The sequence below is a fragment of the Rhodanobacter sp. C06 genome (genome assembly GCF_002001105.1).
Classification (GTDB): Bacteria; Pseudomonadota; Gammaproteobacteria; order Xanthomonadales; family Rhodanobacteraceae; genus Rhodanobacter_A.
Window position 1 is genome coordinate 1 of the sequence record NZ_MUNP01000050.1, and the last position, 17667, is coordinate 17667.

Consider the following 17667-nt stretch of genomic DNA (forward strand, 5'->3'; position numbering starts at 1 on the left):
GGAGGGATGCGGGGGTATCAAACGAGTTTGGTGCGCTTCCACCACGAGGTGACCCGCTCCTCGCGCACCAGGGTGAACAGTCCAGCGCCGAGGATCAGCACGATGCCGACCCCCATCGGCCAGTCGAGCTTGTCGCCGAACAGCCAGTAGCCGAAGGCGATCGCCCACAGCATCTGGCTGTACTGGGTGGGAGCCACGCGGTTGGCGTGGGCGAGCCGGGTGGCGTACATCAAGAGCACGCTGGCCAGCCCCGCGAGCAGGCCGTAGCCGGCGAGCAGGCCCCATTGCGCCAGGTTCGGCCACATGAAGTGCGGCAGCATCAGCACGCCGCCGGCCACCAGCGGGCCGATGATGCCGGCGCCATATAGGCTGATGCGTTTTTCCTCGGCGCCGGCCATGCGCAGCGCCACCACCGAACCCGCCGCGGCGATGCCGCAGGCGATCGCGGCGAAGTGGCCCAACCCCAGGTGGCGGAAACCGGGGCGCAGCACCACCAGTACGCCGGCGAAGCCCACGAACACCGCGGTCCAGCGACGCCAGCCCACGTGCTCCTTCAGCAGCAGCACCGAGAGGATGGTCACGAAGATCGGCATGAGGAAGATCATCGAGAACACCTCGGCCATCGGCAACAGGGTGAACGCGGTGACCGAGGCGATGTTGCCCACCGCGCCGGCCAGCGCGCGTACCCACCACAGCTTCGGGCGGCGCGCGGCGAACACCTCGTGCCAGCGGTCGCCCTTGTCCATGAGGAAAGGCAGGGCGACCAGGCCCAGCGCGGCGCCGATGCATACCGATTCGTACGGCGGCACGCTGCCGTGCAAGGCCTTCACGAAGGCGTCGCTGATGGCGAAGGCCGCGAAGCTGGCGAAGCCCAGCAGCACACCCTTGAGCATGGGTTTTCCGTGGCGGGAGGGGACGGGTTCGCATGATCGCACGACGCGCCTGCTGCGCCCGGCCATGACCGGCATGGGGCGCGCCGGGTAGAATCCGGGGTTTCCTGTCCGTCAATGGAACGCCCATGGCTGCCGCCCGCCTGAATCCGCTCGACCTGTACGACGTCCGCTCGCTGCTTTCCGACGAGGAGCGCATGGTGCAGGACACCGTCGGTCGCTTCGTCGACGAGAAGGTGCTGCCGATCATCGGCGACTGCTTCGACCAGGCGCGCTTCCCGAGCGAGCTGATCCCCGAGATCGCCAGCCTCGGCCTGCTCGGCGCCACGATTCCGGAGAAGTACGGTTGCGCGGGCATGAGCGGCGTCAGTTACGGCCTGATCTGCCAGGAGCTGGAGCGCGGCGACTCGGGCCTGCGCAGCTTCGCCTCGGTGCAGAGCTCGCTGGTGATGTATCCGATCTACGCCTACGGCAGCGAAGAGCAGCGCATGGAATACCTGCCGCAGATGGCGGCGGGCGAGATCATCGGCTGCTTCGGCCTCACCGAGCCGCACGGCGGCTCCGACCCGGCCAACATGAAGACCCACGCGAAGAAGGATGGCGGCGACTGGGTCATCAACGGCGCCAAGATGTGGATCACCAACGGCAACCTCGCGCAGGTCGCCGTGGTGTGGGCGCAGACCGACGACGGCATCCAGGGCTTCATCGTGCCCACGGATACCAAGGGCTTCACCGCCCAGCAGATCCACAAGAAGATGAGCCTGCGCGCCTCGGTCACCAGCGCGCTGTTCCTCGACAACGTGCGCGTGCCCGATGCGAACCGCCTGCCGAACGTGAAGGGCCTCAAGGGCCCGCTGGGCTGCCTCACCCAGGCCCGTTACGGCATCACCTGGGGCCCGATCGGCGCCGCGCAGGCCTGCCTCAAGGAAGTCATCGACTACACCGCGGAGCGCGTGCTGTTCGGCCGCCCCCTGGCTTCGAACCAGGCGATTCAGCTCAAGCTCGCCGACATGGCTCGCCGCATCACCACCGCGCAGCTGCTCTCGCTGCAGCTGGGTCGTCTGAAGGACGCCGGCAAGATGCAGCCCACCCAGGTCTCGCTGGCGAAGTGGAACAACTGCCGCATGGCGATCGACATCGCGCGCCAGTGCCGCGACATCCTCGGCGGCGCCGGCATCACCACCGAACACGGTGCGATCCGCCACGCGCTGAACCTGGAATCGGTGATCACCTACGAGGGCACCGAGACGGTGCACGAGCTGGTGGTTGGGCGTGAGCTGACCGGCATCAACGCGTTCTGACTGCCTTCCTCGATTGAAGAGTGGAGCAGGGGGCAGCTCCGTTGACTCCCTCTCCCCCAACGGCGTAGCCATTGGGGGAGAGGGTTGGGGTGAGGGGGGCGGTCTTGCATGAAAGCTTTCCCCCTCACCCAACCCTCTCCCCGAACAGGTTCGGGGGGAGAGGGCTCGAACCGTCACGCCGGAAGTGAACGATGAGCTGGCAAGACATCTGCATCGAAACCGAACGCCTGATCCTGCGCCCGCCGCGCATCGAGGACTTCGACGCGTATGCAGAGAAGATGGCCGATGCCGAAGGTGCCCGCTTTATCGGTGGTGCGCAGGCGCGCGCCGTGGCCTGGCGCGGTTTCCTGGCTTCGGCCGGCGCTTGGGTGATCCAGGGTTTCTCCATGTTCTCGGTGATAGAGAAGGCCAGCGGCCAGTGGATTGGGCGGCTCGGCCCCTGGCGGCCGGAAGGCTGGCCCGGTACCGAGATCGGCTGGGGCCTGGCGCGCATGGCCTGGGGCAAGGGCTATGCCTACGAAGGAACCGTGGCGGCCGCCGACTGGGCCTTCGCCCATCTGGGCTGGAGCGAGATGATCCATTCCATCGACCCCGGCAACCACGCCTCCCAGAAATTGGCGCAGCGTTTGGGTTCGACCCTGCGCGGCCCCGGCAAGCTGCCCGCGCCGTTCGAGGATGCGCCCATCGAGATCTGGGGCCAGACACGCGAGCAATGGCAGCGCCGTCGCGCATGAACCCGGCGTTGCGCGAAGCGCTGGCAGCGGCCGCACCGGATCTTGAGCGCCATTGCCGCGACCCGTGGACGGTGATCGGCAGCGCCGCTGCCGCGCTGGCCGGCGCCGAGGTCAGCGTTGCCGATCTCGACGTGCTGACCAGCGTGCGCGATGCCGAGGCGCTGATCGCGCTGTGGCACGACCGGCGCGATGCCGCGTACCTGCCCGCCACCGGCGCGGATCGCTTCCGCTCGCGCTTCGCGCGCTTCCGTTTTCCCGGTCTGCCGCTGGAACTGATGGGTGGGCTGGAACTGAATGGTCTGCAGGGCTGGCGGCCGGTACAGGTGCGCGAGACAGTGCTGGTGGACTGCGACGGCATCGCGGTGCCGATTCCCGCGCCGGCCGAACAGGTGCGCATCCTGCAGGGTTTCGCCCGGCCCAAGGATCTGCAGCGCGCCGCCTTGCTGGCGGCCGTGCACTCGCCCGATCGATAATCCTCCTTTCGCCGCACCGCGGCTTCCCGCTACGGAAACACCCCACCATGTCCGCCACCCCCATCGCCGCCCGCCACAAGGGCTTCAACCGCGCCGAGATCGTCGACCAGAACTTCACCGAGTTCGTCGGCGAGTGGCGGGGCGAGGTGCGCGCCGCGCCGCGCGACGATGCGCCGGTGCTGCCGGGCAGCGCGCTGGATGCGCGGGATTTTCGCGATCTGCTGGAATCGCAGCTGATCTCGCGCCACCTCGACCTGATGGCGCGCGTGCTGCGCGTGCAGAACAAGGTGTTCTACACGATCGGTTCCTCGGGCCACGAAGGCAACGCGATGGTGGCGCGGCTCACGCGCCATACCGATCCGGCGTTCCTGCACTACCGCTCAGGCGGCTTCATGGCCGAGCGTTTCCGCAAGCTGCCGGGCATGGACCCGGTGATGGATTCGGCGCTGTCCTTCGCCGCCAGCGCGGAAGATCCGGCTTCGGGCGGTCGCCACAAGGTGTGGGGCAGCAAGCCGCTGTGGGTGCTGCCGCAGACCTCGACCATCGCCTCGCACCTGCCCAAGGCGCTGGGCACCGCCATCGCCATCGACCACGCGCGGCGCATCGGCCACACGCTGCCGGTGCCGGAGGATTCCATCGCGATCTGCTCGTTCGGCGATGCGTCCAGCAACCACGCCACCGCGCAGACCGCGTTCAACGCGGCGGCGTGGACGGCTTACCAGAAGCTGCCCGCACCGGTACTGTTCGTGTGCGAGGACAACGGCATCGGCATCTCGGTGAAGACGCCGACCGGCTGGGTCGCCAGCAACTTCCAGTCGCGCTCCAACCTCGATTATTTCTACGCCGACGGCCTCGACCTCGCCGAAGGCTACGCCCAGGTGCAGCGTGCGGTGGAGCATTGCCGCGGCACGCGCCGGCCGACGTTCCTGCACCTGCGCACCACCCGCCTGATGGGTCATGCCGGCACCGATTTCGAGATCGAGTGGCGCAGCATCGAGGAACTGGTGGCGCTGGAAGCCACCGATCCGTTGCTGCGCTCGGCGGCAATCGCGCTGGAGTCGGGGCTGTATTCGAAGGACGCGCTGCTGGCGCTCTATGAAGCGACGCGCAAGCGTTGCTTCGCCGCCGCCGAAGACGCGGATCGCCGCCCGCGCATCACCACGCTGGCCGAGGTGATGAAGCCGCTGGCGCCGTATACCCCCGCGAAAGTGAAGGCCGAGGCCGAGCGCAGCGATTATGCGGACGCGCGCCTCAAGGCCTTCGGTAGTGCGGAAAAACTGCCGGAAAACCAGCCGCCGCGGCATCTGGCCATCCAGATCGGCCAGGCGCTGCACGACATCATGGCCAAGTACCCCGAGTCGCTGCTGTTCGGCGAGGACGTGGCGCAGAAGGGCGGCGTGTATACGGTCACCAAGGGCCTGCACAAGGCGTTCAAGAACACGCGCGTGTTCAACACCTTGCTGGACGAGACGGTCATCCTGGGCCTCGCCCAGGGTTACGCCAACATGGGCATGCTGCCGATTCCCGAGATCCAGTATCTCGCCTATTTCCACAACGCCGGCGACCAGATCCGCGGCGAGGCGGCCAGCCTGCAGTTCTTCTCCAACGACCAGTACCGCAACCCGCTGGTGATGCGCGTCGCTTCGCTGGGCTACCAGCGCGGCTTCGGTGGCCACTTCCACAACGACAATTCGATCACCGCGCTGCGCGATATTCCCGGCCTCGTCGTGGGTTGCCCCTCGCGCGGCGACGACGCTGCGATGATGCTGCGCACGCTCGCCGCACTGGCCAAGGTGGACGGCCGCGTCTGCGCCTTCCTCGAACCCATCGCGCTGTACATGGCCAAGGACCTGTACGAAGCCGGCGACGGTGCGTGGCAGTTCGCCTATCCCGCGCCGGGCGAGGCGATGCTCTTGGGCGAAGGCCGCGTCTACGACGACAAGGCGAAGGATCTGGTGGTGTTCACCTTCGGCAACGGCGTGCCGATGGCGCTGCGCGCCGCGCGCACGATCGAGAAGGAATTGAAGTGGAAGGTGCGCGTGGTCGACCTGCGCTGGCTGGCGCCGCTCAACGATGCCTTCATCGCGGCGCAGGCGAAGAGCGCCAAGCGCATCATCGTGCTGGACGAAGGCCGCAAGAGCGCCGGCGTGGGCGAGGGCGTGATCACTGCCATCGTCGAGGCGGGTCTCGGCGCCACGCCGCTGGAGCGCGTGGTCGGCGCCGACACCTTCACCCCGCTGGCGGGCGCGGCGTTCCTCGTGCTGCCCGGCGAGGCGGACGTGGTGGCCGCGGCGCGCAAGCTCGCCTGACGCTTCGCTGCAGGAACGCACCCTGTGCGCGAATGCCCTGGCGCTGATCGGAGCAAAAGCATTCGCGCACAGGGTGCGCTCCTACCGAAATCTCGCTCAACCGGCAAAGCCGCCTTCGTCGAGGAACGCCTGCTCCTCGGCCGTGGTCTCCCGACCCAACACGGCATTGCGGTGCGGGAAGCGGCCGAAGCGGGCGACCACCTCGCGGTGGATATGGGCGTATTTCGCGTAGCCGTCCAGATCCTCGCACAGCCCCATCGCGCGATCCTGGTCGGCCAGCGCCTCGCTGTGTTCGAACGGCAGGTAGAAGAACACGCGCAGCGCCGGATCGACGGCGCAGTCGTGGCCGCGCGCCACGGCTTCGCGCGCGAACGACAGCGCCAGCGCATCGGTGGCGAACATGTGCGCCGTGCCGCGGAAGGCGTTGCGCGGGAACTGGTCGAGCAGGATCAGCAGCGCCAGCGCGCTGTCGGCCTCGCGCTGCCAGTGATCCAGCTCGCGCCGTGCGGCGGCCATGTGGGCGTCGAGAAAGCGCGTGGTGAACTCGTGATCGAACGCCTCGTTCTTGTCGAACCACTTGTCGGGACCGGCTTCGTGCCAGAAGCGGACGAGTTCATGAGGTTGGACAGGTTCGGTCATCGCGAATGCCTTGCTGGATGGAAGCAGGACATGGTCGCACAGCGCCGGCCTGTGCCAGTCGTCACCCTCGCGCGGCGCGCACCAGGTGCTAAGTTGAAGAAATTCCTCGACCCGACCACAGGTGCCGCCATGCCCATCGCCACGTTCGCGCGTCCGCAACCAGTCCGTAGCCATGTCGTGGCGCGCCTCGCCTTGGCCGTGTCGCTGGCGTTGGCCGGCGGTTCCGCCTACGCCCAGGTCTCGCGCAGCGCGCAGGTGCCGGCGCCGCAGGACACGCCGTATCCCGGCACGATCGCGGTGCATGTCGACGCCAGCGATACGCGGCAGGGCATCTTCCGCGTGCACGAGACGATCCCGGTCGAAGCCGGCAAGCTGACCCTGCTGTATCCGGAATGGATCCCGGGCAACCACTCGCCCAGCGGCCCCGTGGCGATGCTGGCAGGCCTGAAGCTCAGCGCGAACGGCAAGCCGGTGGCGTGGACGCGCGACAAGTACGACGTCTACGCCTTCCACCTCGACGTGCCCGCGGGCGCGACCAGCCTCGATGCGGACTTCCAGTACCTCTCGCCGCGCCGCGGCGGCTACGAGATGACCGACCGCATGCTGATGCTGGAATGGGACAAGGTGTCGCTGTATCCGGCCGGGCACTATACCCGCGACATCCGCGTCGTGCCCAGCGTGACCTTGCCGCAGGGCTGGCAGTTCGGCAGCGCGCTGGAGGCGTCGTCGCAGTCGGGCGCCAGCACCACGTTCAAGCCGGTCACGTACAACACCCTGGTCGATTCGCCGATGTACGCGGGCCAGTACTTCAAGCGCGTGGACCTGAATCCCGGCGGCAAGGCGCCGGTGCATCTGGATATCGTGGCCGACGCGCCGAAGTATCTTGAGATGACGCCGGATCAGCTGAAGGAGCACCGCGCCCTGGTGACGCAGGCGCTGAAGCTGTTCGGCTCGCACCACTACGACCACTACGACTTCCTGTTCTCGCTTTCGGACGAGTTGGCCGGCAACGGCCTGGAGCACCACCAGTCCAGCGAGGACGGCATGGGCGCGGACTACTTCACCGCCTGGGCCGGCAACGCGCCGAACCGCGACCTCCTGGCGCACGAGTACGTGCACTCGTGGAACGGTAAGTTCCGCCGCCCGGCGGATCTGTGGACGCCGAACTTCAACGTGCCGATGGGCGACTCCCTGCTGTGGGTGTACGAGGGCCAGACCCAGTACTGGGGCTTCGTGCTCACCGCGCGCGCCGGCTTGTGGACGCCGCAGCAGTTCCGCGACGCGCTGGCGATGACGGCGGCGAACTACGAACGCAACCGCCCCGGTTTCCGGTGGCGCACGCTGGAGGACACCACCAACGACGCCACCGCCGCGCACCGCTCGGCGCTGCCCTACCGCAGCTGGCAGATGAGCGAGGACTACTACAGCGGCGGCCAGATGATGTGGCTGGCGGTGGACGCCAAGCTGCGCGAACTCAGCCACGGCAAGCAGTCGCTGGACGATTTCGCCAAGGCCTTCTTCGGCTTGGACAACGGCAGCTACGTCACCAGGACCTATACCTTCGACGACGTGGTGGCGGCCTTGAACGGCGTGGAAAAGTACGACTGGTCCAGCTTCCTGCGCGCCCGCGTCGACGCCCTGAATCCGCCGCTGCTGAGCGGTTTGGCTGCCTCCGGCTGGAAGCTGGTCTACACCGATACGCCCAGCGCCTACGAGAAGCAGTACAACAGCCGGCCGGAGTCCTCGCGCCACATCTTCAACTTCGCCTGGTCGATCGGCCTCACGCTCACCAAGGGCGGCGAGATCAACGACGTGCGCTGGAACGGCCCCGCCTTCAAGGCCGGCGTCAGCACCGGCGCGACGGTGGTGGCGGTGAACGGGCAGGCGTATACCAGCGATGCGCTGAAGGAGGCGATCATCGCCGCCAAGGCGGGCAACGCACCGATCCAACTGCTGCTGAAATATCAGGGCAACCTGCAGACCGTGCCGGTGGACTACCACGGCGGCCTGCAGTACCCGCACCTGGAGCGCATCTCCGGCACGCCGGACTACCTCGACCAGATCATCGCGGCGCGGAAGTAGGGCCGCGCTCTCACGGCGTCGAGACGCGCTTCGCGGTCTCGACGCCAGCGGGGTTCCAGTGGAACACCTCGTCCAGCCGCTTGCCGAACACGTCGGCAATCTGGAACGCCACTTCCAGCGAGGGCGAGTAGCGGCACTGTTCGATCGCGGCGATGGTCTGGCGCGTGAGGCCCACGCGCCGGCCCAGTTCGGCCTGGGTCATGTCCTGCGCGAGGAAGCGCAGCAGGCGCACTTCGTTGGTGAGCGACTCAGTGGGCAAGGCGCGGCGTCCCGCGGTAGCCCGCCACGATCAGCGCGTAGCGCACCGTCTCGGCCAGCACGATCGCGAACAGCGCGGTGTTGGTGAGCTTCCAGCCGCTGTCGCTGAAGGGCATCACCACGCCGACCACGATCATGCCGGTCAGCATCACGAAGTAGGCGGTGCGGGTGGCGCGTGCGTCGATGGCGCGGTCGCGCTCGTCCAGCAGCAGCGGCTCGCCGCGCTCCCGCCGCTTCATCCACAGCAGGCCGGCCACGTAAGCGATGGCGTGCACGCCGGCGACGACGGCGAGGCAGGCGATGCGCTGCTGGAACGTGGTCAGCCAGTTCGGCCAGACGGCCTGGATCAGGAAATAGACGAGGTAAGGCGGGCACTGGCTCCACAAGGTCAGCCAGGCGCGTTTTTCCAGCGACGACATGATGCTTCCCCTTGAGTTCGCTGTGTTGAACGTAATGTTCAATATTTTTTACATCATGTCAAGATAAATAACCTTTCCGCTGCGGCTGAAGGTCGTCGGCCGGTGCGCGCGGTTTGTGATCGGCTCAAGCTCAGACGTGACGGGCAAGCGTCACATGGGTGGCCGCGGGCGTGGCCACGTGCTCGACCACGCGGAAGCCCAGCGCCGGCAGGTCCAGCCCCGCGAACAAGGCCTCGCCCCGACCCAGCACCACCGGGGAGATCGCGAAATGCAGCTCGTCCACCAGGCCCGCCTGCAGGTACTGGCGCACCGTGCTCACGCCGCCACCGATCTTCACGTCCTTGTCGCCGGCCGCAGCACGCGCCTGCGCCAGTGCCGCCTCGATGCCTTCGGTGACGAAATGGAAGGTGGTGCCGCCCGCCATCGGGATCGGTTCACGCGGGTGATGGGTGAGCACGAAGGTAGGCGCGTGGTAAGGCGGGTCCTCGCCCCACCAGCCTTTCCAGCCATCGTCCGGCCACGGTCCGCGCTGCGGGCCGAACATGTTGCGGCCAAGGATGAAGGCGCCGAAGCCAGCCATGGCGCGCACCGCCCAGGCGTCGTCCACGTCCTCCTTGCCGCCGGGCTGGCCGGTCATCGCGTGGAACGTGCGGGTGCCGAAGTACCACTGGAACAGCTCCTTGCCGCGTTTGCCCAGCGGATCGTCCAGGCTCTGCTCGACGCCTGCGCCGAAACCGTCGAGCGACAGCGAGAAACCGGCGACGCGAACCTTGCTCATGGGGGTGCCCTTGGTCGATGTCCAGCGCATCTTGTACCGCGCGCGGCTTCCCGTATGCAAAGCAGCGGACTCATGGCGCGCGAGGGTGGGCCGCCAGGACGCCGGCCCGCGATGCCGGGTTGGCGCGATGGGGCGCGACTCCGACGCGCTCCGGCTTTCCGACGCGCCCCGTTTGTCGATCTGTCGCTGCACCGTTCGTCGTCCAGCCGAATGCCGCATTCCACGCGGCGTCGCCACTCACGGGAGAGACACGATGCGATTCCTTTCGATGATTCGGATCAACGAGCGCGCCGGCCAGCAGCCCAGCGCACAGCTGATGGAGGACATGGGCAAATTGATGGCCGAGATGACGGCGGCTGGTTCGCTGCTGGATACCGCCGGCCTGCGGCCCACGGTCGAGGGCAAGCGCGTGCGTTTGTCGCGGGGCCGGCAGACGGTGATCGACGGCCCGTTCACCGAGGCGAAGGAGGTGATCGGCGGCTACGCGATGCTGCAGGCCGCCTCGATGGACGAGGCGCTGGCGCTCACCCGCCGCTTCCTGGACGTGCACGGCGACGAGTGGGAGATCGAGTGCGAAGTGCGCCAGCTGATGGAGGACTGCAGCGAAGCGGCGTGAGCGATCCTGCGCCGCGTCAGCTCTCGACGAGGCGCTTCAGGCGCGCCAGTGCCTGGTCCCACTGCGCCGCGATCGCGTCCAGCGCGCGGCGCGCCTCGGCCAGCCGCGACGGTTCCAGTTCCCAGAGCCGCTCGCGTCCCTGCCAGTCGTCGCGCACCAGTCCGGCATCCGCCAGCACCTGCAGGTGCTTGGTGACGGCCTGGCGGGTGATCGCGGTGCCGGCGGTGAGCTGCGCGATCGACAGTGCGCCGCCGGCGCACAGTGCGGCGAGCAGGCGCAGCCGCGTCGGATCGCCGAGTGCGGCGAACACCGGTGCGCTCTTCTGCCAGGCAGGTTGCTTCGGCATGGCGCGCTCAGGGCCGGGCCAGGTAGTTGCGGATGTTCTGCATCTGCTCGTCCCAGCCGCCGCTGTTCATGCGGAAGGCTTCGGCACGGCGCGCCAGCGGGATGCGCTCGAAACCGGATTCGACGAGGCGCAGCAGGATGCCGTCGGCATGCTCTTCCAGCGCGAATTCCACCAACGTGGTCGGTTCCCGCGAATAGTCCGCCGAGGGGTCGACCGCGTAGGGGTGCCAGCGATACGCGAACAGGTGCTCGGGTTCGATCCGTTCGATCTGCATCTCGCACACCAGGTGTTCGTAGCCGGGGTAGGTGATGTGGCCGCGGGCAGTTTCGCCGGCGACGAAGCACTGACCCTTGAGGTTCACGCCGAACCAGTCGCCGAAGGATTCGGCGTCGATCAAGGCACGCCAGACCTTGCCACGCGGGGCCGCGAGGAGGATCTGCCGCTCGATGCGGTCGCTGCTGCCGCTATTCATGGAGTGGTCTCCGCTGTGGGATTGGGCAACTGTCCGGTTGCATGTTACGCCGGGCATGATGAAATGCAACTTTCCGGTTGCGTGATTGGGCGACGGCGGGTTCGTGCGCGGAGGTCAGGAATGTTTTGCGCGGGACGGGTTGATTTCAGAACCAATAGGTTTAGTATTGCCGATCCCGACCGCGCCACATTGAGGCGCCTTGTCCACGGGGCGCTTTCGGCTCCGGTTCCCGCATCTCCATCGAGGTTCTGCCATGACGTCCCGCCTGTTCGGTACGGCGCTGGTGCTTGGCCTGCTGTCGGCCGTCGGCCCGTTCGCCATCGACATGTACCTGCCCGCGCTGCCCGGCATCCAGCGCGGTCTGCACACCGACGTGGACGCGGCGCAGATGAGCCTGATGGCGTTCTTCGCGGCGATCGCGGCGGGCCAGGTGATCTATGGACCGGTGTCGGACATGCTGGGGCGCAAGCCACCGATCTATTTCGGCCTGTGCCTCTTCGCCGTGGCCAGCATCGGTTGCGCGCTGGCGCCGGACATCCACAGCCTGATCGCCTGCCGTTTCGTGCAGGGGCTGGGTGCCTGCGCCGGCATGGTGATCCCGCGCGCGATCGTGCGCGACATGCACACCGGCACCGAGGCGGCGCGGCTGATGGCTCTGCTGATGCTGGTGTTCAGCGTGTCGCCGATCCTGGCGCCGCTGACCGGCAGCCTGGTGATCCGCCTGGCGAGCTGGCGCGGCATCTTCTGGGTGGTGGCGGCTGCGGCGGTGCTGGGTCTCGCGCTGGCGGTGTTCGTGCTGAAGGAGACGCGCACCAGGGCGCAGCGGGTGGAAAGCAGCCTGCGCTCGGCGCTGGTTTCCTACCGCACGCTGCTGCGCGATCGCCACTTCCTGGGGCTGGTGTTCATCGGCGCCTTCGGCATTTCCAGCTTCTTCACCTACCTCGCCAACTCCTCCTTCGTGCTGATCGAGCACTACGGGCTCACGCCGACGCAGTACAGCCTGGCGTTCTCGGTGAATGCAGTGTCCTTCATTGGCGCGGCGCAGTTCACCGGCCGGCTGGGCGAGCGTTACGGCCTGCGTCGGGTGGTGCGCAGCGCGGTGACGGGCTACGCCGCGACGATGCTGGCGTTGTTCGGCCTGGTCGCCGCGGGCATGGACCGGCTCGACCTGCTGATGGCGCTGCTGTTCGTGGGCTACGGGTTCCTCGGCCTGGTGATCCCGACCACCGCGGTGCTGGCGCTGGACCGGCACGGCCCGATCGCGGGGACCGCCTCGGCGCTGATGGGCACGCTGCAGTTCGTGACTGGCGCGGCGGTGATCGCGGTGGTGGGGCGTTTCCTCGACGGCAGCGCCTTGCCGATGGTGGGTGGCATCGCCGGCTGTTCGGTGGTCGCGTTCCTGCTGGCGCGGGTTACGCTGCGCCGGGACGACGAGCCCACCATGGATGGCGTGGCGGTGGAGCAGGCGTGACTGTCATTCCGGCGCAGGCCGGAATGACGAGCTGAAGAAACAGCTGAAACTTTCACCTGTTGAACGCGGAGGTACGCATGAATGCAGTGGCACAGATGGCGAGCGACGACATCCTCGTCGTGCGCGGGCTGGACAAGGTGTATCCGGGCGGCTTCCAGGCGTTGAAGGACATCGACCTCGCGATCCGCCGCGGCGAGATCTTCGCGCTGCTCGGCCCGAACGGCGCGGGCAAGACCACGCTGATCAGCATCATCTGCGGCATCGTCAACCTCGGCGCCGGCAGCATCGAGGTGGATGGCCACGACATCGTGCGCGACTGGCGGGCCAGCCGCTCGCTGGTCGGCCTGGTGCCGCAGGAGCTGAAGACCGACGCGTTCGAGACGGTGTGGAACACGGTGCGTTTCAGCCGCGGCCTGTTCGGCAAGGCGCCGGACGACGCCTACATCGAGCGGCTGCTGAAGGAACTGTCGCTGTGGGACAAGCGCGACAACAAGATGCTGATGCTCTCCGGCGGCATGAAGCGTCGCGTGATGATCGCCAAGGCGCTGTCGCACGAGCCGCGGTTGCTGTTCCTCGACGAGCCCACCGCGGGCGTGGACGTGGAGTTGCGCCGCGACATGTGGGCGATGGTGCGGCGGCTGCGCGAGAGCGGCGTCACCATCGTGCTCACCACGCACTACATCGAGGAGGCCGAGGAGATGGCCGACCGCGTCGGCGTGATCAACAAGGGCGAGCTGATCGTGGTGGAAGAGAAGGCCGCGCTGATGCACAAGCTCGGCCGCAAGCAGCTGCGCCTGCAATTGCATGATCCGCTGGACGTGGTGCCCGATGCGCTGGCGCCGCACCGGCTGGAACTGGCCGCGGGCGGCAACGAGCTGGTCTACAACTACGACACGCAAGGCGAGCGCACCGGCATCACCGCGCTGCTGGCCGACCTCGCCGCGGCCGGCGTCCGCTTCCGCGACCTGAGCACGCGGCAGGACACGCTGGAGCAGATCTTTTTGCAGTTGCTGAAGGAGGGCGCATGAACTGGTACGGCATCCGCGCGATCTACCGTTTCGAAATGGCCCGCACCGGGCGCACACTGATGCAGAGCATCGCCTCGCCGGTGGTCTCCACCTCGCTCTATTTCGTGGTGTTCGGCTCGGCGATCGGCTCGCGCATCACCAGCGTGGAAGGGGTCAGCTACGCGGCTTTCATCATCCCCGGCCTGGTGATGCTGTCGCTGCTGATGCAGAGCGTCTCCAACGCCTCCTTCGGCATCTACTTTCCGAAGTTCGTGGGCACCATCTACGAGGTGCACTCCGCGCCGCTGTCGTTCCTGGAGATCGTGCTTGGCTATGTGGGCGCGGCCGCCACCAAGGCGGTCATCGTGGGGCTCATCATTCTGGCCACGGCGCGCGTCTTCGTGGACTACTCGATCGCGCATCCGCTGGTGATGATCGCCTTCCTGCTGCTCACCACGATCACCTTCAGCCTGCTCGGCTTCATTATCGGCATCTGGGCGGACAACTTCGAGAAGCTGCAGGTGGTGCCGCTGATGGTGATCACGCCGCTGACCTTCCTCGGCGGCAGTTTCTACTCCATCCACATGCTGCCGCCGTTCTGGCAGAAGGTGACGCTGTTCAATCCGGTGGTGTACCTGATCTCGGGTTTCCGCTGGAGCTTCTTCGATCTGGCCGACGTCAGCGTGGGCATCAGCCTCGCAGCCACGCTGGCCTTCCTCGCACTGTGCCTGGCCGCGGTATGGTGGATCTTCCGTACCGGCTACAAGTTGAAGGTCTGAGGCGGCACGGAACGATTCGGCCGCGCGCGAGTCGAATCCGGATCGCGACGATGGCTCGGAGGTGAATGGTGACATACCGGCGCAAATCGGGCAGCAGCGGCTGGGTACCGGCGGTGATCGTGGTGGCGGTCATCGTCGTGGCGGGTGCCTGGGTGGCATGGCGTGCCACGCAGCCGAATGCGGGCGCCGGGCCGGCATCGGCATCTACTGCGGCCACTGCCGCGAGCACGACGGCGCCAACCCCGGCGGCCGGCATCCAGCACCCGATCGCGCAGGCTGCCGTACCGGCGCCCGCTTCCACCGCACCGCTGCCCGCGCTGGGCGACAGCGACGCCAGCGTGCGTTCGGCGCTGGTCGCGCTGGGCGGCGACGGACTGAAGGACCTGCTATTGCCGCAATCCGTCGTGAACCACATCGTGGCCACCGTCGACGCATTGCCGCGGCACGAACTGGGCAGCAGCTTCATCCTGCCGCTGAGCACGCCACGTGGTGCGTTCCGGACCGGCGAGACCCAGGGCATCCTCACCACCGACGCGCGCAACGCCGCGCGCTACGCGCCCTACATGGCCATCGTGCAGCACGCCGACCCGCAGGCGCTGGTGGCGTGGTACGTGCACAGCTATCCGCTGTTCCAGCAGGCCTGGCGCGAGCTGGGTTACCCCAAGAGTTATTTCAACGACCGGCTGATCGTGGCGATCGACGACATGCTCGCCGCGCCCACGCCGGCGCAGCCGCCCGCGCTGCAGCTGGAGAAGGGGCGCTACGTCTACGTCGATCCCGCGCTGGAATCGCTGTCGGTGGGGCAGAAGCTGATGCTGCGGCTGGGGCCGGCGAACGAGGCCGAACTCAAGGCGAAGCTGCACACGATCCGCGACCTGCTGACGGCACGGCCGCCGTCGACCGCACCGGTGCATTGACGAGCCGCTCCGTCGAACTCAGTCGACCTCGCACGACTGCGCGCGCCGCGCATCCTCGTCGGCGCGGCGCGAGTGTGTTTCAGAACGCCATGACACCAGCGTGGGCGCCGTCACGGGCGGACGCTGCGGTGTCGGTACCACGGGAGTCTTTCCGGCGAGCATCCCTGCGACCCTCAATGCTCCGCGTTCCACTGCGGAGCGGGTCAGCGGCATGTGCATGCTTCACCCCTCGGTCGCCCCTGTGCGACCGTCGGGAGCACTTTAATCGTATTCACGTGACCTGCACAATTGCCGGTCGCCGACTGTGGGCACCATGGCATGCTGCGGTGCATGAGCCGGCACCGGCCTTGTGGATGAGCGCAAGCTGTGGAAAGTGCGCTGCAGGCAGACAGAATCGGCATCCCCGGCGACGAGCACCCCATGAATCACCCGCACGCATCGCAGCATGACTTGTTCGGCGGCGAGCACGCTCCCGCCACGGTCGTCCACCGCCTGTTTCTGGCGCTGTTGCCGGACGAACCTGTGCGCACCCAGTTCGCGCAAAGGGCGGCCACGCTGCGCGCGGAGCAGGGGCCGTCCTCCGGCTGGATCGATCCGCTGCGCTACCACGCCACGGTGCACTTCCTGGGCGATCATCCGTCGCCGCGACCCGACCTCGTCGCGGCGACGGAGCACATCGCCGGCCTGCTGCAGGGCCCGGCCTTCGACTGGACGTTGGACCGCGTGCGCAGCTTCCACGGGCGCCGTCTGCCGCGGGTGCTGTGCGGCAGCGCGTCGTCCGAGCCCTTGCAGGCCTTGTGGGCGCGCTGGCGCGAAGCCTTGTTGCGCACGGTGCCGGGACTGCGGCTGGAGAACCGCTTCGTGCCGCACGTCACGCTGGCCTACGGCCGCGAGTTGCTGCCGGAGGCGGAGGTCGAACCCGTGCATTGGCGGGTGAGCGGGGTCGCGCTGATCCAGAGCGTGGTCGGACAGCACGATTACCGCACGCTGGCGAGCTGGCCCTTGCGGGACTAAGAGCCTGTTCACGGCCTCCACATAGCCCGCGTTGCCTTGCCATGGCCGCCAGGTGGTAGTGCGTGGCGCAGCGCCTGCGTGGCTGGCAGAGCCTGCCCCTGCGAAAGCAGGGGTCAAGCCGCGCGCTGCCGCATGGTGGCCATGGCAAGGCAACCCCTGCACCCATCAACTTCGGGGCCGGTTCTGTTTGCCCGCATCCCTGCGTCATCACTCGGTCGTGGACGGACGTCCACTTCCTCGTTCTTCCTTGGCCTGCGCGCAAACCGCTTCCGCCGCGGGCCATGTGGAGGCCGTGAGCAGGCTCTGCGCCACAAGTCATGGCCGCGCCGTATGCCGATCGGGCGCACAATGCGCCTTCCCCTCGCTGAAATCGGAGTTCGTCATGCGTCCGACTGTTCTTGCCGCGTTGCTTGCGCTCTCCCTCTCCACTGCCGTGCCGGCCATGGCTGCCGTGCCGTTCGGCAGACAGGAGGTGCCTGCCTATGTCACCGCCGCGATCAACGACCCCGCGCGCGCCGCCGACCACCATGACGATGCGCGCCGCCAGATCGCTGCGGTGATGACGTTCGCCCAGGTGAAACCGGGCGACACCGTGGTCGAGCTGGTGCCTGCCAGCGGCTACTGGACGCGGGTGTTCAGCGCCATCGTGGGCCTCAAGGGGCACGTCTACACCGTGTGGCCGGACGAGATGGCGAAGTATTCGGCCAAGGACTACGCGAACTGGCAGCAGCTGATCACCACGCCGCACTACGAGAACGTCAGCCTGCTGAAGCAGCCTGCGGCCCAGTTCAGCGTGCCGGCCAAGGCCGACCTGGTGTTCACTGCGCAGAACTACCACGACTACCACGACCCGTTCATGGGTCCGGTGGACATGGCGAAGTTCGACAAGCAGGTCTTTGACGCGCTGAAGCCCGGCGGCGTGTTCGTGGTGATCGACCACGTGGCGCCGGCGGGTTCCGGCCTGGCCGACACCGACACCTTGCATCGTATCGATCCCGCGGTGGTGAGGAAGGAAGTGGAGGCTGCCGGCTTCGTGTTCGACGGCGAAAGCCACGCGCTGCGCAACCCGGCCGACCCGCACACCAACAAGGTGTTCGACAAATCGATACGCGGCCACACCGACCAGTTCATCTACCGCTTCCGCAAGCCGAAGTAACCGGCT

At 67.5% G+C, this 17667-nt stretch carries 19 protein-coding genes; 12 read left to right on the forward strand and 7 right to left on the reverse strand.

Features of this window, described 5'->3' with window-relative positions:
* Positions 1-17: 17 nt before the first annotated feature.
* Entirely contained in the window at positions 18-893 is an 876-nt protein-coding gene (locus B0E52_RS10690; protein WP_077483820.1) for a DMT family transporter, read from the reverse strand.
* 125 nt (positions 894-1018) lie between these two features.
* Between B0E52_RS10690 and B0E52_RS10695 the strand changes: the two genes are divergently transcribed.
* The 4 genes from B0E52_RS10695 (at position 1019) to B0E52_RS10710 (ending at position 5707) form a co-directional block, all read left to right on the forward strand.
* Positions 1019-2191 carry an acyl-CoA dehydrogenase family protein gene (locus tag B0E52_RS10695; RefSeq protein ID WP_077483821.1) on the forward strand — a complete coding sequence of 391 codons (1173 nt, stop codon included), beginning with the start codon at positions 1019-1021 and terminating at the stop codon, positions 2189-2191.
* 191 nt (positions 2192-2382) lie between these two features.
* Positions 2383-2925, forward strand: a complete 543-nt coding sequence (locus B0E52_RS10700; protein WP_077483822.1) for a GNAT family N-acetyltransferase — start codon at positions 2383-2385, stop codon at positions 2923-2925.
* Positions 2922-3398, forward strand: a complete 477-nt coding sequence (locus tag B0E52_RS10705) for a hypothetical protein (RefSeq protein ID WP_254426766.1) — start codon at positions 2922-2924, stop codon at positions 3396-3398. The genes B0E52_RS10700 and B0E52_RS10705 overlap by 4 nt, the downstream gene beginning before the upstream one ends.
* Positions 3399-3445: 47 nt before the next feature.
* Positions 3446-5707, forward strand: a complete 2262-nt coding sequence (locus B0E52_RS10710; protein WP_077483824.1) for a thiamine pyrophosphate-dependent enzyme — start codon at positions 3446-3448, stop codon at positions 5705-5707.
* A gap of 96 nt (positions 5708-5803) precedes the next feature.
* Here B0E52_RS10710 and B0E52_RS10715 read toward each other — a convergent pair whose 3' ends face one another.
* Positions 5804-6346: a DUF924 family protein gene (locus B0E52_RS10715; RefSeq protein WP_077483825.1), complete on the reverse strand. Its 543-nt coding sequence runs from the start codon at positions 6344-6346 to the stop codon at positions 5804-5806.
* A gap of 129 nt (positions 6347-6475) precedes the next feature.
* Here B0E52_RS10715 and B0E52_RS10720 point away from each other — a divergent pair, with 129 nt between their 5' ends.
* Positions 6476-8428 carry a M61 family metallopeptidase gene (locus B0E52_RS10720; RefSeq protein WP_077483826.1) on the forward strand — a complete coding sequence of 651 codons (1953 nt, stop codon included), beginning with the start codon at positions 6476-6478 and terminating at the stop codon, positions 8426-8428.
* A gap of 10 nt (positions 8429-8438) precedes the next feature.
* Here the strand turns inward: B0E52_RS10720 and B0E52_RS10725 are convergent, their stop codons facing one another.
* From B0E52_RS10725 to B0E52_RS10735, 3 genes are all read right to left on the reverse strand, one after another.
* A complete protein-coding gene (locus tag B0E52_RS10725; protein WP_343124503.1) occupies positions 8439-8660 on the reverse strand; it encodes a helix-turn-helix transcriptional regulator in 222 nt (73 codons plus the stop codon).
* 16 nt (positions 8661-8676) lie between these two features.
* Positions 8677-9105, reverse strand: a complete 429-nt coding sequence (locus B0E52_RS10730) for a hypothetical protein (protein ID WP_077483828.1) — start codon at positions 9103-9105, stop codon at positions 8677-8679.
* A 130-nt stretch (positions 9106-9235) separates the two neighbouring features.
* Positions 9236-9883, reverse strand: a complete 648-nt coding sequence (locus B0E52_RS10735) for a dihydrofolate reductase family protein (RefSeq protein WP_077483829.1) — start codon at positions 9881-9883, stop codon at positions 9236-9238.
* A 253-nt stretch (positions 9884-10136) separates the two neighbouring features.
* Between B0E52_RS10735 and B0E52_RS10740 the strand changes: the two genes are divergently transcribed.
* Entirely contained in the window at positions 10137-10499 is a 363-nt protein-coding gene (locus tag B0E52_RS10740; RefSeq protein WP_077483830.1) for a YciI family protein, read from the forward strand.
* Positions 10500-10515: 16 nt separating this feature from the next.
* On the opposite strand, the gene B0E52_RS10745 is transcribed toward B0E52_RS10740, so the two are convergent.
* On the reverse strand, positions 10516-10845 hold the full coding sequence (locus B0E52_RS10745) for a metalloregulator ArsR/SmtB family transcription factor (RefSeq protein WP_077483831.1): 330 nt from the start codon (positions 10843-10845) through the stop codon (positions 10516-10518).
* Positions 10846-10852: 7 nt separating this feature from the next.
* Positions 10853-11317 carry an SRPBCC family protein gene (locus B0E52_RS10750; RefSeq protein WP_077483832.1) on the reverse strand — a complete coding sequence of 155 codons (465 nt, stop codon included), beginning with the start codon at positions 11315-11317 and terminating at the stop codon, positions 10853-10855.
* A 253-nt stretch (positions 11318-11570) separates the two neighbouring features.
* Between B0E52_RS10750 and B0E52_RS10755 the strand changes: the two genes are divergently transcribed.
* The 6 genes from B0E52_RS10755 (at position 11571) to B0E52_RS10780 (ending at position 17661) form a co-directional block, all read left to right on the forward strand.
* Entirely contained in the window at positions 11571-12788 is a 1218-nt protein-coding gene (locus B0E52_RS10755) for a multidrug effflux MFS transporter (RefSeq protein ID WP_077483833.1), read from the forward strand.
* 77 nt (positions 12789-12865) lie between these two features.
* Positions 12866-13816 (forward strand): ABC transporter ATP-binding protein, encoded by a 951-nt coding sequence (locus B0E52_RS10760; protein ID WP_254426768.1) that lies wholly within the window; start codon positions 12866-12868, stop codon positions 13814-13816.
* Positions 13813-14574: an ABC transporter permease gene (locus B0E52_RS10765; protein WP_077483835.1), complete on the forward strand. Its 762-nt coding sequence runs from the start codon at positions 13813-13815 to the stop codon at positions 14572-14574. The genes B0E52_RS10760 and B0E52_RS10765 overlap by 4 nt, the downstream gene beginning before the upstream one ends.
* A 68-nt stretch (positions 14575-14642) precedes the next feature.
* On the forward strand, positions 14643-15491 hold the full coding sequence (locus B0E52_RS10770; RefSeq protein WP_254426769.1) for a DUF3014 domain-containing protein: 849 nt from the start codon (positions 14643-14645) through the stop codon (positions 15489-15491).
* A gap of 420 nt (positions 15492-15911) precedes the next feature.
* On the forward strand, positions 15912-16505 hold the full coding sequence (locus B0E52_RS10775; protein ID WP_077483837.1) for a 2'-5' RNA ligase family protein: 594 nt from the start codon (positions 15912-15914) through the stop codon (positions 16503-16505).
* 382 nt (positions 16506-16887) lie between these two features.
* Positions 16888-17661 carry a class I SAM-dependent methyltransferase gene (locus B0E52_RS10780; RefSeq protein ID WP_077483838.1) on the forward strand — a complete coding sequence of 258 codons (774 nt, stop codon included), beginning with the start codon at positions 16888-16890 and terminating at the stop codon, positions 17659-17661.
* Positions 17662-17667: the final 6 nt, after the last annotated feature.

Bases quoted from the DNA above. Each gene is read 5' to 3' on its own strand.
- B0E52_RS10690 (WP_077483820.1), bottom strand. From the start codon at position 893: ATGCTCAAGGGTGTGCTGCTGGGCTTCGCCAGCTTCGCGGCCTTCGCC.
- B0E52_RS10695 (WP_077483821.1), top strand. From the start codon at position 1,019: ATGGCTGCCGCCCGCCTGAATCCGCTCGACCTGTACGACGTCCGCTCG.
- B0E52_RS10700 (WP_077483822.1), top strand. From the start codon at position 2,383: ATGAGCTGGCAAGACATCTGCATCGAAACCGAACGCCTGATCCTGCGC.
- B0E52_RS10705 (WP_254426766.1), top strand. From the start codon at position 2,922: ATGAACCCGGCGTTGCGCGAAGCGCTGGCAGCGGCCGCACCGGATCTT.
- B0E52_RS10710 (WP_077483824.1), top strand. From the start codon at position 3,446: ATGTCCGCCACCCCCATCGCCGCCCGCCACAAGGGCTTCAACCGCGCC.
- B0E52_RS10715 (WP_077483825.1), bottom strand. From the start codon at position 6,346: ATGACCGAACCTGTCCAACCTCATGAACTCGTCCGCTTCTGGCACGAA.
- B0E52_RS10720 (WP_077483826.1), top strand. From the start codon at position 6,476: ATGCCCATCGCCACGTTCGCGCGTCCGCAACCAGTCCGTAGCCATGTC.
- B0E52_RS10730 (WP_077483828.1), bottom strand. From the start codon at position 9,105: ATGTCGTCGCTGGAAAAACGCGCCTGGCTGACCTTGTGGAGCCAGTGC.
- B0E52_RS10735 (WP_077483829.1), bottom strand. From the start codon at position 9,883: ATGAGCAAGGTTCGCGTCGCCGGTTTCTCGCTGTCGCTCGACGGTTTC.
- B0E52_RS10740 (WP_077483830.1), top strand. From the start codon at position 10,137: ATGCGATTCCTTTCGATGATTCGGATCAACGAGCGCGCCGGCCAGCAG.
- B0E52_RS10745 (WP_077483831.1), bottom strand. From the start codon at position 10,845: ATGCCGAAGCAACCTGCCTGGCAGAAGAGCGCACCGGTGTTCGCCGCA.
- B0E52_RS10750 (WP_077483832.1), bottom strand. From the start codon at position 11,317: ATGAATAGCGGCAGCAGCGACCGCATCGAGCGGCAGATCCTCCTCGCG.
- B0E52_RS10755 (WP_077483833.1), top strand. From the start codon at position 11,571: ATGACGTCCCGCCTGTTCGGTACGGCGCTGGTGCTTGGCCTGCTGTCG.
- B0E52_RS10760 (WP_254426768.1), top strand. From the start codon at position 12,866: ATGAATGCAGTGGCACAGATGGCGAGCGACGACATCCTCGTCGTGCGC.
- B0E52_RS10765 (WP_077483835.1), top strand. From the start codon at position 13,813: ATGAACTGGTACGGCATCCGCGCGATCTACCGTTTCGAAATGGCCCGC.
- B0E52_RS10775 (WP_077483837.1), top strand. From the start codon at position 15,912: ATGAATCACCCGCACGCATCGCAGCATGACTTGTTCGGCGGCGAGCAC.
- B0E52_RS10780 (WP_077483838.1), top strand. From the start codon at position 16,888: ATGCGTCCGACTGTTCTTGCCGCGTTGCTTGCGCTCTCCCTCTCCACT.